The organism is Sorangium sp. So ce296 (genome assembly GCF_051529605.1).
Classification (GTDB): domain Bacteria; phylum Myxococcota_A; class Polyangia; order Polyangiales; family Polyangiaceae; genus Sorangium; species Sorangium cellulosum_D.
In genome coordinates this window covers 3,123,814-3,137,784 of the sequence record NZ_CP150325.1, presented here as the reverse complement: position 1 = coordinate 3,137,784, position 13,971 = coordinate 3,123,814, and the positions used below count along the sequence as shown (strand labels likewise).

General features: G+C 68.4%; 5 protein-coding genes. All 5 read left to right on the top strand.

What is annotated here, in order from left to right:
* The first annotated feature begins 259 nt into the window (after window positions 1-259).
* The 5 genes from WME98_RS11880 (at window position 260) to WME98_RS11860 (ending at window position 13,779) form a co-directional block, all read left to right on the top strand.
* The gene (locus tag WME98_RS11880) at window positions 260-1,873 is read left to right on the top strand and encodes a hypothetical protein (protein ID WP_437951434.1); all 1,614 of its coding nucleotides are present in this window, start codon (window positions 260-262) and stop codon (window positions 1,871-1,873) included.
* Complete coding sequence (locus WME98_RS11875) at window positions 1,780-10,830, top strand: SpvB/TcaC N-terminal domain-containing protein (RefSeq protein WP_437953972.1); 9,051 nt, start codon at window positions 1,780-1,782, stop codon at window positions 10,828-10,830. Before WME98_RS11880 ends, WME98_RS11875 begins: the two co-directional genes overlap by 94 nt.
* Window positions 10,831-10,838: 8 nt before the next feature.
* On the top strand, window positions 10,839-11,297 hold the full coding sequence (locus WME98_RS11870) for an SUKH-3 domain-containing protein (protein WP_437951433.1): 459 nt from the start codon (window positions 10,839-10,841) through the stop codon (window positions 11,295-11,297).
* A gap of 63 nt (window positions 11,298-11,360) precedes the next feature.
* On the top strand, window positions 11,361-13,208 hold the full coding sequence (locus WME98_RS11865) for an RHS repeat domain-containing protein (RefSeq protein WP_437951432.1): 1,848 nt from the start codon (window positions 11,361-11,363) through the stop codon (window positions 13,206-13,208).
* Entirely contained in the window at window positions 13,192-13,779 is a 588-nt protein-coding gene (locus WME98_RS11860) for a hypothetical protein (RefSeq protein ID WP_437951431.1), read from the top strand. Before WME98_RS11865 ends, WME98_RS11860 begins: the two co-directional genes overlap by 17 nt.
* Window positions 13,780-13,971: the final 192 nt, after the last annotated feature.

Here is a 13,971-nt window from a genome sequence, read left to right as displayed (position 1 = left end):
GGTGGAGGCACGAGGGAGGAGGCGCGGAAATCGTGCTGCGGATCGGGCGATGAGGGCGTGTTCATGGCGCTGCCTCGCGCCTGCAAGATTTTGTCATTGCTATTTACATTCTCGATTGTTTCCCTCGCCGCCGCGGAGGGAAGCAATGGCATCCGGGTGGGTGAAATGGGTGTGGCGGTGGTGCGCGAGCTGCGTTGTCTTGCTCGTGGCGGTGAGCGCGCCTCTCGACGCGTGGGCTCAGGCGCTGACGTTGCGTCGGATGGGCGAGCCCCTTCGCGCGCGGCTCAGCGGCGCTCGCGCCGGCGCCGAGATGGCAGCTGCGCTCGCCGGCGACGCTGCCACCGTCGCCCTCGCGACGCCAGGTGGGGCCTCCGAGAACCCCGAGGACCGCGCCGGGGTACCGATCGCCGCCCTTCCGGCGGACGTTCGCGCGACCGGCGCCGGCCAGGGTGCGGACCCATGGGTCCTGTTCGACGGCCGCGCTGACACCGGACTCCACAGCGACACCGGCGAGGTGATGCGGGTCCGGGTCTCGTTCCCGCAGCCGACCGCGCTCGACGCGCTCGCGCTGTACGGGCGCATCGATGGCGCGCTCACGGTCTATGCGGAGCATGGCACCGGGCTTCAGGCGGTGTCCGGCCTCGTCGACGTACCGCTCCATGACACGGGTGAGCGCTGGACTCGCTTTCCCATCGCCATCACGGCGCAGCGACTCGTGATCGAGTGGCTCCCTTCGGGCGAGCGCGGGCCGCAGGAGCTCGTGTTCTGGACCGCCGGCGCGCCCACGCGCAGCCTGGCGGAGGTGGAGCTGGCCGATCGCGTGCTCGCGGGGAAGCTGGCGGGCGCCTACGCGTTCCCGGCGATATCCGATCGGGCGGCGGTGACGCGCACGGGCGGTGAGCAGTCGCTGACGTTTCACATGGACACCGATCCACGGGCGCTCGCGCGCGCGTTCCTCGTCTATGAGCTCGAGGGCCGCGGGCACTGGTCGAGCGTGAGCCGGCAGCTGAACGGCGGAGCGCCGCGCGGCGGATTCCGGGCGGAGGCGCCAGCGACGGGAGGTCTTCAGGTCGAGGAGATCGCGCCCGCGTGGCTGAAGCGCGGCGACAACGTCGTGCGATTCCGCCCTCAGGCGGACATCGAGCACGGATTCACCGTGAGCGCGCTCCGGGTGGTCGGGATCCCGCATGCCGGCGTGTACGAGGGGCGCGCCGCCTCGCGATCGGCCGGGGGCGAGCGCGCGCGTCGCGATGAGCCGCTCAGCATCGATTTCGGCGCGCCCGCGGCCCCGCACGCGCTCCTGTTCCAGCTGACCGCCGCGGGCGCCGGGGATATCGAGATCGCGCCCGGCGCGGGGGCGAACGGGTTGCGCTTCGACCTGAAGGATCTCTCGCCGGGCTGGCACCGCCTCGACCTCCCGGTCCAATCGACCTGGTCAGAGACGGCCTCTGTGCAAATCCGGCCAGCGAAGGGGAGCCGCGCCGAGGTATCGGACGTCGCCGTGGCGGCCAGCCTCATCCCGTCCCGCGCCCCGCGGATCGCGCTGAGCACGCCGCTGCACAGCGAGTGCACCGACGGGAGAGCGTACGTGCGCGGGTTCCTCGACCCCCCGGCGAGGGCACGCCGCGAGCGCGGCTCTTCGCCGATGCGACGCCCGTGGAGCTGGCAGACGACGGCAGCTTCGAGCTCACCCTGCCGGAGCCCGAAGGCGCCCGTCATCGGGCGTGGAGGGCGCACCTCGAGGCGCGGCTCGAGGACGGCACGCGCCTCGGTCGAGCGGTGGAGCTCGGCCCGTGCGCCGAAAGCGCCGCGGCGAGCGCGGCGCCGGGCGGGCTCGTCGTGGATGAGGGCGCCCCATACGGCGCGGTGGTGAGCCCGGAGCAGGGCGGCGTGCTCTCGTTCGCGGGCGCCACGATCGAGGTCCCGCCGGGAGCGCTGGAAGAGGCGACGCGCATCACGATCCGGCCGCTGATGCCCGTCCAGGTGCAGCCGATGGGGCGCGCGATGCGCAACGTGACGCCCGAGGAGCGCGCGTTCCGCTTCGGCCCGCACGGCCTCAGGTTCAAGAAGCCGGTGAAGCTGACGCTCCCCATCGACGGCGAGCGCCTCCCGGACGGCGCCGGCGCGAGGGACGTCTTCGGCTTCTACTTCGATGAGACGGCGAAGCAGTGGACCAAGCTCGGGCGCGCCGACGAGGGCCACACCCGCGAGCTCACGAGCCTGACGGACCACTTCACCGACTTCGTCAACGCGACGATCGCCATGCCGGACCAGCCGGGGGCGCAGTCGTTCGATCCCAACGCCATGAAGGGGATCGAGCTCGCGAGCCCGTCGGCCGGCGTGTCGTTCATCGAGCCGCCGGAGGCGAACAGCCGGGGCACGGCGCAGCTGGCGTACCCGATCGAGGTGCCGCCGGGCCGGCACGGCCTCGATCCGGAGCTCGCCGTCACGTACGAGAGCGAGCTGAGCAATGGCTGGCTCGGCGTGGGCTGGGACCTGCGCCTCTCCGCGATCGAGATCGACACGCGCTTCGGCGTCCCGCGCTACACGGGCGACGAGCTCTACACGCTCGACGGCCAGATGCTCCGGGCCGTCCCCGATCAGCCGGGCCGGTATGAACGGCGCGTCGAGGGCGCGTTCGATCGCATCGAACGCCTCGGGGCCGATCCCCAAAGCTATCACTGGGTGGTCACGGACAAGAACGGCACCCGGTACATCTATGGCGAGAGCGAGGGCGCGCGCCTTGCGGACCCGTCGGGCGACGCCGGGATCTTCCGCTGGAACCTCGAGCGGGTGGAGGACACCTTCGGCAACCGGATGCGCGTCTCGTACTTCGAGGACGCGCCCGACAGCGAGGAGTGGGTGCAGCTCTATCCGCAGCGGATCGACTACACGGAGCACGCGAGCGGCTTCCCTGACGCGCACTACCACGTGCTCTTCATCCTGGACGACGGCGCGCAGCGGAGGGACATCCTCAGCTCGGCGCGCGCGGGCTTCGAGGTGCGAACGACGCGAAGGCTGGAGCGCGTCGACGTGACCATGGGCGAGGTGCCCGGCGCCGAGGAGATCATCCGGAGCTACCACTTCGCCTACCACGAGCCCGACGCGCGGCATTATTCCAAGTCGCTCCTCAAGAGCATCGCTCTCCACGGGAATGGCGGCGCCGAGCAGCTCTACGATCATACGTTCGAGTACTTCGGTCTCGAGCAGCAGGACGGCAGGCTTCAGGTCTTCGCCGCCCCGACCGAGTGGAGCCGTCCGGCGGAAGGGCGCGACGGCCTCGGGGCGACGAGCTCGATCGAAGGAGGGCTCAACGCGTTCGTCGGGGCAGGACCGCCGGTCTGCGATCCGCACGGCGGGCTGGGCGTCGGCGTCTCGTTCGGCATGGACGAGGACGAGGTCGCCTTCACCGACATCAACGGCGACGGGCTCCCGGACTTCGTGGGGAGCAACGGGGTCTGGCTGAACGCGCTCCCGGATCGGTCGAGCCCGAACGCGTTCTCCCCGGCGAGCGCCGGCAGCACGCACCAGATCACGGCGAGCCTGCAGGGGGCGATCCACTTCTTCCAGGAGCTCGGGGGCGCCGGGATCAACCAGTCCTGGACCACCGCCACCGCGCAGCGCGTGCTGCTCGATATCAACGGGGACGGCTTCCCGGAGCTGTTCGGTCGGAGCGGGGCGACGCTGAACCCGAACAACGCGCGGCTCGGGTCGGGCGCAAGCGGCGCCGGCTTCACCGTCGACGAGGATTTCAGCGATGGTGAGCAGGTCGCGCAGCTCGGCAAGGCGTTCTACCGGACCAGCCCGCTGGTGAAGTGGACGCCGCCATTGGATGGCATCGTCGTCATCGACGGCGGCGTGTCGCTGGCCGGCGGCGGCGTGGGAGACGGGGTGACGGCGTCGATCACGAAGGCGATGTGGGCGCCGCGGCCGGGCGACCTGGGGCATCACGAGCGCCAGCTGCTCTGGCAACGAGAGATCGGGCCGAGCGATGCGGCGTGTGTTCCCGAGGGCGAGGGAGGTTGCGGGAACGGCATCCAGGTCCGCGTCCGTCCGATGGATGCACTCTATTTCCGGGTGGATCCGAAGGACGACATCGAGGGTGACAGCACGCGCTGGAACCCGCGCATCCGCTACACGGAGCGCTGCACGTCGGCGACCTGCGTGCCGATCTTCGGGCCCGACCTGAGGCGCCGCGACGCGCTCGGGCGTCCGCTGTACGTCTACACGTTCGCGGACGACTTCTCGGTGCTGGACCGGAGCGTGCCGGGCTGGGCCGCGGGCGCGGACGGGCAGGTCACGGTGCAGGCGAGCTTCGTCAGGACCGACGCGGGCGATGCGTTCGACGTGCGGCTCGTGCGCCAGGACGTCGATTCGGGGGAGCGGGTCGAGCTTCACCGCACGACGGTCTCGGGAGCGCAGCTGAGCACCGAGATCGCCTGGCCTGTCGCGGTGCTCCAGGGAGACCTCCTGTTCCTGTACGCCGAGCTGAGCGACAACACGGTCGACCCGTCGCGCGTCCAGTACCAGGGGTTCTCCAGGTACACCGAGGTGTGCGGCCACGACGCGGATCCGGGGAGGTGCCGCGCGGTCGAGGCGTGCGCGGAGAGGCCCGGCGCGCCCTCCGGAAGGAGGGAGTGCAGGCTCGAAGCGTTGCCGGGCGATGGCGGGCCGATCTCGGTGCCCGAGGCGTCGATCGTCGCGCCGGTGCAGCTGAGCGACAGCGGGCTCGGCGGGGCGCCGCTGGACCTGGCGCGGCTGATCGTGCCCGAGAGCGGGACGGTCCGCCTGATCGGCGCCGTCTCCAAGGGCGAGACGCAAGGGCCGGTGAGCCTGCGGGTGGATCGGGGGAGCGAGCGGCTGTTCCGGGAGCTGCTCGGAGGGGCGGCGATCTCGCCGGCCCGGAGCGTGCCTGATCCGAGCGATCCGGTGGTGTTCCCGGTGCAGGCGGGCGACGAGCTCGCGTTCACGAAGTTCTTCGAGCTCGAAGAGGACCTGGGCCCTGGCCTGCCGGAGCCCGGGTCGCCGGTGTCATGGCTGCCGCAGCTCGTGTTCGACGAGACGGGCACCGTGCTCGACGTGCCGACGGTGAATGCGCGGCTGACGCCGGACGGGCAGCTGGACGCCCGCATGGTGGGCGGGTTCCGGGGCTTCAGCTACGGCGAGTGGACGACGGAGTATCCGTTCGACGACAACCAGATCAACAAGCGGCCCGAGGAGAACAAGCCGCCTTATTTCACGCGCGTCGAGCCGCACTGGGAGGGCTATCACGCGGGCTGGTCGCCGGAGGACGCCGGCTTCCCGCTCGTCGGCAGCATCAGCGGCCCGGTGTTCCGCGGCTCGGGCGCGGACATGTACATCACGGCCGGAGAGCTCAAGCCGTCGCGCGTCGGCGGGGTCAGGCCGGAAGACGTGGCCAATGTGCCGGGGTTGCGCAAGAGCCATAGCAGCTCGACGTCGCAGGATGTCGCGCTCATCGGGTCGTTCCAGGTGACGACCGGGACGACCGAGTCGAAGCTGGAGCTGATCGACGTCAACGGCGACCGGCGGCCGGACGCGGTCACGCAGGGCAGCGTGCGCGTGCAGACGTGCGGCGGCGGCCGGTGTGACGGGCAGCAGCCGGGGGAGTACGGCGACCTGACGCTCGAGGGTCCGGGCGACTTCCGGGAGCTCGAGAACGCGAGCGCGCGGTTCGGGTTCGGCTTCGGGTCCGCGGCATCGTCGCTCGCGGACAAGATCGAGGCGAGCGGGAAGACCTCGGCGGTGCTCAGCGTGCTGCCCTCTCTCGGCAAGAGCTGGGGCACGTCGCAGACGACGCGCGACCTCCTGGACGTCAACGGCGACGGGCTCCCGGACAAGGTGAGGAGCGAGGGCGGCGTGCTCTACGCGCGCCTGAACCTGGGCTACCGCTTCGCGGACGAGCGCGCCTGGGCGGTGCTCGATCCGGGCGGGGATCCGTTCGAGCCCTTGCCGGAGGTCGAAGGGGATCCGCTCACCGCGCTGAGCCGGGTCTGGTCCGCGGCGCAGCTCGCGTCGGTGCGGGTGCAGGACAACACGACGAACAGCCTTCAGGTCGGCTACGCGGGGATCGGCGGCGGCATCGCGCACACGGTGAGCCGGACGCTGGCCGACTTCGTGGATCTGAACGGCGATGGGCTGCCGGACCGGGTGAGCAAGCAGCCTGGACAGGACTACTACCGGGTGCGGCTGAACCTCGGGGACGGCTTTGGACCGGAGGAGAAGTGGAGCGCGCCGGCGGTGAGCGGCAGCCTGCCGTGGGGCGTTGCGCTGGAGAAGGACTTCACGAAGGAGATCAACGGCAGCAACGACGCGCTGTCGTTCTCCGAGACGACGGCGTTCAACGCGGGCTACGGCGTGCCGCTCAAGATCACGACGCCGTACGTGTGCATCATCGTCGAGATCGCGGCGCAGCTCGGGTTGAACGACGGTCGGACGGAGCTCGGATGGGACGACCTGGACGGCGACGGGACGGTCGATCACGTGCTGAAGCTGAGCGACGGGATGCTGCGCGAGAGCGACGGTGCGCTGCGGGCGCGGCTGAACCTGACGGGCAAGACCAACCGGCTGCGGCGCGTGGTCCGGCCGCTTGGCGGCAGCTTCCAGCTGGACTATGCCCGCGAGGGCAACAGGGTGGCGTATGCGAGCAGCCCGGACGAGCTGAGCGTGGACATGCCCGGCAGCAAGTGGGTGCTGTCGCGGGTCGAGGTGGACGACGGCATGGGCACGCCGGCATATGTCCACACGTTCGATTACCACCAGAGCGGGTTCTACGACCGCGCGGAGCGCGAGGACTTCGGCTTCGCGCAGGTGACCGCGACGCGCGAGGACGGCTCGCAGATCGTCACGCGGTACCACAACCAGGACTATTACCGCCGCGGGCTGGTGAGGGAGGTGATCGAGCAGGACTCCGAGGGGCGGCTGTTCAGCCGGCAGCAGGTCGCGTACCGCGCGCCCGGGGCGTTGCCGACGCTGACCGGCTCGTTCTTCCCCGAGGAAGAGCTGCGGACGACGGCCTGGTACGAGGGGAAGACCACGGACCCGAGCGCGCCTGGCAAGCAGGCGAGTGAGGAGCGCGACTGGGACGACCGCGGCAACCTGATCCAGCTGACGGCGTACGGCGAGCCAGGCACGCTGGACGACGATGTCACGACCACGATCCACTACGTGACGTACGACGGGCCGCACATCGTGCGGGCGGACAGCGTCGAGGCGCGCGACAGCGCGGGCACGCTGCTGCGCAAGCGCACCGCCGTGTACGACGAGACGACCGGCGCGGTGGCGTCGATCTCGAGCACGGTGATCGGCGGCAAGGAGCCGGCGACGGGGGCGCCGTACACGGGCGACGCGTCGACGAATCCAACATGGGAATTCTCGCACGACACGTACGGCAATCTCGAGGAGGCGATCGACCCGCGGGGCTTCACGCTCACGTATGAGTACGACGATGTCGCGGAGACGTACCTCGTTCGGGTGAGCGATTCGTTCGGGTATTCCTCGGAGAGAGCACCGGATTACCGCTACGGCGCGATCAGCGCGGTCCAGGACGTCAACGGCCACGAGGTGCACTACGATTACGACGCGTTCGGCCGGCTGACCGAGGTGTTCGGCCCGAACGACGCGCCCACGGCGGCGGAGGCGACGATCGCGTTCGAGTATGCGCTCCAGCCGGGGGCGAGCCCGCTGGTTCCGGCGTGGGCGCGCACGCGGCACAAGGACGTGCAGCACCCGGGCGATCCGATCGACACGGTGACGTTCATCGACGGGCTCGACCGGGTGATCCAGACGAAGAAGGACCTCGAGAAGGATCAGGGCCCGGGGGCGGATCCGATCGTGGGCATGACCGTGAGCGGGCGGGTGGTGCTCGACGAGCGGGGGCGCGTCGCGCTGCAGGGGCAGCCGGTGTTCGATACCGGCGAGGCGACGGTGTTCGTGGACGTGCCGCTGAAGAACGCGACGGTGTTCGAGCACGACGTGCTCTCGCGCGTGATCGAGCAGCGGGAGCCGGACGACGAGGCCGGCGAGGCGGTGACCACGACGAGCTACGACATCGAGGAGCTCGATGGCGTGGCGATGTTCGTGGCGACGGAGATCGACCCGAACGGGAAGATGCGCAGGGCGTACCAGGACGTGGACAACGCGATCGTGGCGGTCGAGGAGCGCAATCGGCTGCACGGAGCGGAGGCGTGGACCACGCTGGTGACGCGGTACGGGTACAACGCGGTGGACGAGCTCGTGCGGGTGACCGATGCGCGCGGGAATGTCACGACCGCGGAGTACGACACGGTGGGGCGGATGGTGGCGCTGACCAGCCCGGACATGGGCCGTGCGGAGTGGCGTTACGACCTGTCGGGCAACGTCGGCGCGCGGCAGACGGCGAAGCTGGCGGCGGAAGGTGCGAGCAAGCTGATCCGGTATGAGTACGCGTTCAACCGGCTCGCGCGGGTGGATTATCCGGACTCGACGGACGTGACGTACGTGTACGGCGCGCCGGACGCGGCGGGCGACGAGCACGGCAACCGGGCCGGGCGGCTCGTCGAGGAGCAGAGCGAGGCGGGGAAGAGGACGTTTGCGTACGACCGGCTCGGGAACGTCGCGCAGCTGACGACCGAGTTCCCCCGGATCCGCGAGCCGCACCGGGGGCCGTACCAGGCGACGATGGAGTACGCGTTCGACGCATTCGGGCGGCTGCTGTCGATGAAGTTCCCCGGCTCCGGCGCGGAGGTGGTGACGTACGGCTACGACCGAGGCGGCCTGGTCCGGTCGGCGGTTGGGACGAACACCCAGCCGAACCCGCAGCACCCGGACGAGCCGGCGACGACGCAGTACCTGCTGCACATCGGCTACGACGAGTTCGAGCAGCGGGTGCGCGTGGTGCACGGCAACGGGATCGCGACGTCGTACAGGTACTTCGAGAAGTCGCGGCGGCTTCAGGAGATCAACGCCGATCACCGCGACCGGTTCCTCGTGGAACGAGGGTTGCCGGCGAGGCCGTTCCAGCGGATGCGGTATGCGTACGACGCGGCGGGCAACCTGGAGCAGGTGCGGAACGAGGCGCCGTACGACCAGGAGATGCCGGGCTCGGTGCTGGTCGGGCCGACGACGCACGATTACGGGTACGACGACCTCTACCAGCTGATCTCGGCGAGCGGGACGTACCAGGACCGGAGGGATTGGCAGTACCGGTACCGGCTGTCGTTCGATTTCGACGAGATCGGCAACATCCTGACCAAGGACCAGGCGAGCTACCGGTTCGTGCCGGATGGCAGCGGCGGATGGCGCGAGGATCACGCGATCCGGGAGCAGACGTACCGGTCGGTGTACCAGTACACGGGTCCGCAGCCGCACGCGCCCAGGCACATCGACGAGCACCTCGTGGCGGAATCGATGCCGTGGCCGCGGGTGATGAGCTACGACGCCAGCGGCAACCAGACCGGCTGGGTCTACCGGGACGCGACGCGGCGCACGACGGAATGGAACGAGGAGAACCGCGTCTCGCGGGTGAGCCAGAACGGGCAGGAGCTGTCGCGTGTGCTCTACGACGGCGACGGCGAGCGGCGGGTGCACCTGCACCGCATCAGCGGCGAGGAGGAGACGGCCTACCACGATCAGCACCTGACGCTGCGGGACGGGCGGTTCATCACCAAGCACATCTACGCGGGGCAGACGCGCATCGCGAGCAAGATGGATCCGGACTGGTTCCGGGATCCGCCGACGATCTACTACCACCCGGACCACCTGGGCAGCACGAGCTTCGCGTCGAACAACGAGCAGATGCTGACGCAGCGGGACGAGTACTTCCCGACCGGGGAGCTGTGGATCGACGCGTCGGACTCGCGGTACGAGCTGCGGCGGGCGTACGTGTTCACCGGCAAGGAGCTCGACCAGGCGACGGGGCTCTACTACTTCGGGGCGCGGTACTACGACCCACGGATCAATGTGTGGCTGAGCCCGGATCCGATCCTGGACGAGTACATGGCGGGAGGGCCGGGCGCGGGGGTGTTCAACCCGGGGAACCTGGGGCTGTACAGCTACACGCTGAACAACCCGGTCAATCTGCTCGATCCCGATGGGCGGCAGGCGTTTGGTGGACACCGGAACTTCCCGCCCGGCGGCGTCGGGATGGGGGGCTGCCGGAGCCCGAGCTGCTGGACCGGGCCCGAGGGCGCTCGCTTTCATCAGATGATGCAGATGCAGCGCATGGCGGAGCAGCGGGCGCAGGGCAAGATGCCCACAAGCCCGGCGGCGGCTCCTCCACGGACGGTGCGCATGGGCGGCGCGAACCAGCAGCCGGTGCCGCCGCCGCGGCCTGCGGGCCAGCAGCAGGCCGCGGCGCAGCCGGCACAGGCAGCGCAGCCGGCGAAGCCCCCGCAGGCGGCACAGCCGGCGAAGCCGCCGGAGCCGGCACAGACGGGGCATCCGGCTGGGAAGCCGCCGGCAGCAGCTGTAGGCGCCGCGAGGGAGGCGGCGAATGCTGCCCAGGCGGCCCGTCCACGGCCCACCACAGCGGCTGCCCTAGAAACGAGCAAGGGGACATTCTCTGGAGTGAGTGGGTCACCAAAGTCGTTGCACCCCAAGGTTCAGAGTGAGCTTGATGGCATTCCTCAATCCCAACGATCGCCCTTTCATGGTCGTTGTGCTGAGCCGCAGTGCATTTCGAGAGCCCTTGAAGCTGGCGTTGATCCGGCAGGGGGTACAATGACGGCGGCTCGCGTGCGAGCCCCCGGGAATGTAAACCACGGTACCGCAATTCCGCCGTGCTCGAGCTGCGCCAAGCTTCAGGAGGCGTTTAGGATCAAAACGGGGCGATAGGAGATGTTATGTTCATGTCTCTAGAATGGTCGGAAGAAACCGAGTCACGGCTAGTTGCTGCCGGATGGTACAAAGGGAGACGAAACGCGCAGCGTGTTGCAGAGTGGCGGCAAAATTTGGAAACGCCGAACGGGTTTCAGATGTCCCTTGCGGCTGAGAGAGCTCTGGAAGAGTTCGGCGGTCTTCGTGTGGACTGCCAAGGGCCCGGTCTCGAGTGCGCCAGAGGCAGCTTCGACTTGGACCCGGAGTTAGCGAGCGGCGAAGAGGAGCGGTTCGACCGCTTCCGGGCTCAAGTCGGGAGCGACCTGTTCCCTCTGGGTGAAGCATTCGACGGCCAAGCCTTCCTTGCGATTGACAGTACTGGTCGTGTCTACCTCATAGGCGACAGGGTTCAACTCATGGGTAGTAGCATTCGCGGCGCGCTGGATTCTATATTGATGGGTCGTTTGCCAATGAATGTCGATTGAATACAAGAATCCGCAGCCACTCTCGGGGGGCACCTTCCAGCGGGGCCGCTCGCGAGCCCGCCTGTGCCGGCGTGGGCGCGCACGCGGCACAAGGACGTGCAGCACCCGGGCGATCCGATCGACACGGTGACGTTCATCAACGGGCTCGACCGGGTGATCCAGACGAAGAAGGACCTCGAGAAGGATCAGGGCCCGGGGGCGGATCCGATCGTGGGCATGACCGTGAGCGGGCGGGTGGTGCTCGACGAGCGGGGGCGCGTCGCGCTGCAGGGGCAGCCGGTGTTCGATACGGGCGAGGCGACGGTGTTCGTGGACGTGCCGCTGAAGAACGCGACGGTGTTCGAGTACGACGTGCTCTCGCGCGTGATCGAGCAGCGGGAGCCGGACGACGAGGCCGGCGAGGATCACGCGATCCGTGAGCAGACGTACCGGTCGGTCTACCAGTACACGGGTCCGCAGCCGCACGCGCCCAGGCACATCGACGAGCACCTCGTGGCGGAATCGATGCCGTGGCCGCGGGTGATGAGCTACGACGCCAGCGGCAACCAGACCGGCTGGGTCTACCGGGACGCGACGCGGCGCACGACGGAATGGAACGAGGAGAACCGCGTCTCGCGGGTGAGCCAGAACGGGCAGGAGCTGTCGCGCGTGCTCTACGACGGCGACGGCGAGCGGCGGGTGCACCTGCACCGCATCAGCGGCGAGGAGGAGACGGCCTACCACGATCAGCACCTGACGCTGCGGGACGGGCGGTTCATCACCAAGCACATCTACGCGGGGCAGACGCGCATCGCGAGCAAGATGGATCCGGACTGGTTCCGGGATCCGCCGACGATCTACTACCACCCGGACCACCTGGGCAGCACGAGCTTCGCGTCGAACAACGAGCAGACGCTGACGCAGCGGGACGAGTACTTCCCGACCGGGGAGCTGTGGATCGACGCGTCGGACTCGCGGTACGAGCTGCGGCGGGCGTACGTGTTCACCGGCAAGGAGCTCGACCAGGCGACGGGGCTCTACTACTTCGGGGCGCGGTACTACGACCCGCGGATCAACGTGTGGCTGAGCCCGGACCCGATCCTGGACGAGTACATGGCGGGAGGGTCGGGCGCGGGGGTGTTCAACCCGGGGAACCTGGGGCTGTACAGCTACACGCTGAACAACCCGGTCAATCTTGTCGATCCCGATGGGCGGCAGGCGTTTGGTGGACACCGGAACTTCCCGCCCGGCGGCGTCGGGATGGGGGGCTGCCGGAGCCCGAGCTGCTGGACCGGGCCCGAGGGCGCTCGCTTTCATCAGATGATGCAGATGCAGCGCATGGCGGAGCAGCGGGCGCAGGGCAAGATGCCCACAAGCCCGGCGGCGGCTCCTCCTCGGACGGTGCGCATGGGCGGCGCGAACCAGCAGCCGGTGCCGCCGCCGCGGCCTGCCGGCCAGCAGCAGACGGCGGCGCAGCCGGCGCAGGCAGCGCAGCCGGCGAAGCCCCCGCAGGCGGCACAGCCGGCGAAGCCGCCGGAACCGACGAAACCCGCTGGTCCCAGCGCTTCGACAGGATCTCGGCAAGCCTCCAGCGCGAAGCTTGTGGATCGGGCAAGAGCTGCGCGCGACGCGAAGGCTGCGGAGGTTGGGGGCTTGCGCTCACCTGCCCGGCCGGCGACAGTCACCGGCGGGTACAACAAAGAAACGGGAAAAGTCGAAACAGGATGCTCAGGCGGCGGCCTCTGCGCCGAACAGCGTGTTGTCGAGGCACTCGGAGGAGATCCATGCAAAGTAAAATTCACAGAAGCCGTGCGCCCACGAGCTGACGGACCTCCGTACAAGCAGGTTCCAGTGTGCACAAAATGTGAATCTCGATACGGTCGCGGAGCGTTTCCAGAGGGAACCCAATTCAAGAGTGATCAAGGGAAATGACATGATATGGGAGATTGAGCGTCATGATTGGTCAAAGCTACGTGCTGAAGGCAGTGCATCTCAGATCCCGCATGCCATCCGAGAGCTTCAGGCTGCCGCCACGGAACCGGAGGCGCTGGCTGCATACTGGAAGATCGATAATACGATTGTCGTACAGGGACAGGTTTACCAGGCAGCCCTTGCCGCGGTGCCATGCCTGTTAGGTGTTCTTCTGCGATGCACCGATGCTGCTCGTCGGCATGTGCTAGAGCTCCTCGTCCAAATCGGCAGCGGAGAGGTGGCGGCGTGCGAGATCGAGCTTGGTGAGGCAGATCTTGTTCAGCGATGCTTGCGAGAAATCGCCAGGGGATTGCCAATCTATGTCGATATAATTGAGCATACGGCAAATGCTGATGAATGCGCGTTTTGTGTTGATCTTTTGGGTCTCTCATGTGGGGCCGATCATAGTCTTCGAGAGAGGATATTGTGGTACTTCGAGCGGGTTCGTGTTAATGCCTCGTTCGAGGGGACACAGAGACTGATTCGTAGCTGGATGGAGGAGCTGAATGTAGAGTTCGTTCATTCTGATTGACTTCGATGTCGGCCCATCGATCGCACTCCGATGGACGGGGCCCGGGGCGATGATCGATGGCTCAAATGTACGGTGCGGTCGAGTTTCAGGTCGAGGGCGAATGGTGTGACATTGTCAATGTCAGCAGTTTGCTTCTGCAGCACTACGATCTAAATGGGTGCCTCTTTGGTGTGGACAATTACGCTGAGTTTG

What these genes read in the sequence shown, in the direction of transcription:
- WME98_RS11870 (WP_437951433.1), top strand. Translation starts at nt 10,839, where the DNA reads ATGTTCATGTCTCTAGAATGGTCGGAAGAAACCGAGTCACGGCTAGTT.
- WME98_RS11880 (WP_437951434.1), top strand. Translation starts at nt 260, where the DNA reads ATGGGCGAGCCCCTTCGCGCGCGGCTCAGCGGCGCTCGCGCCGGCGCC.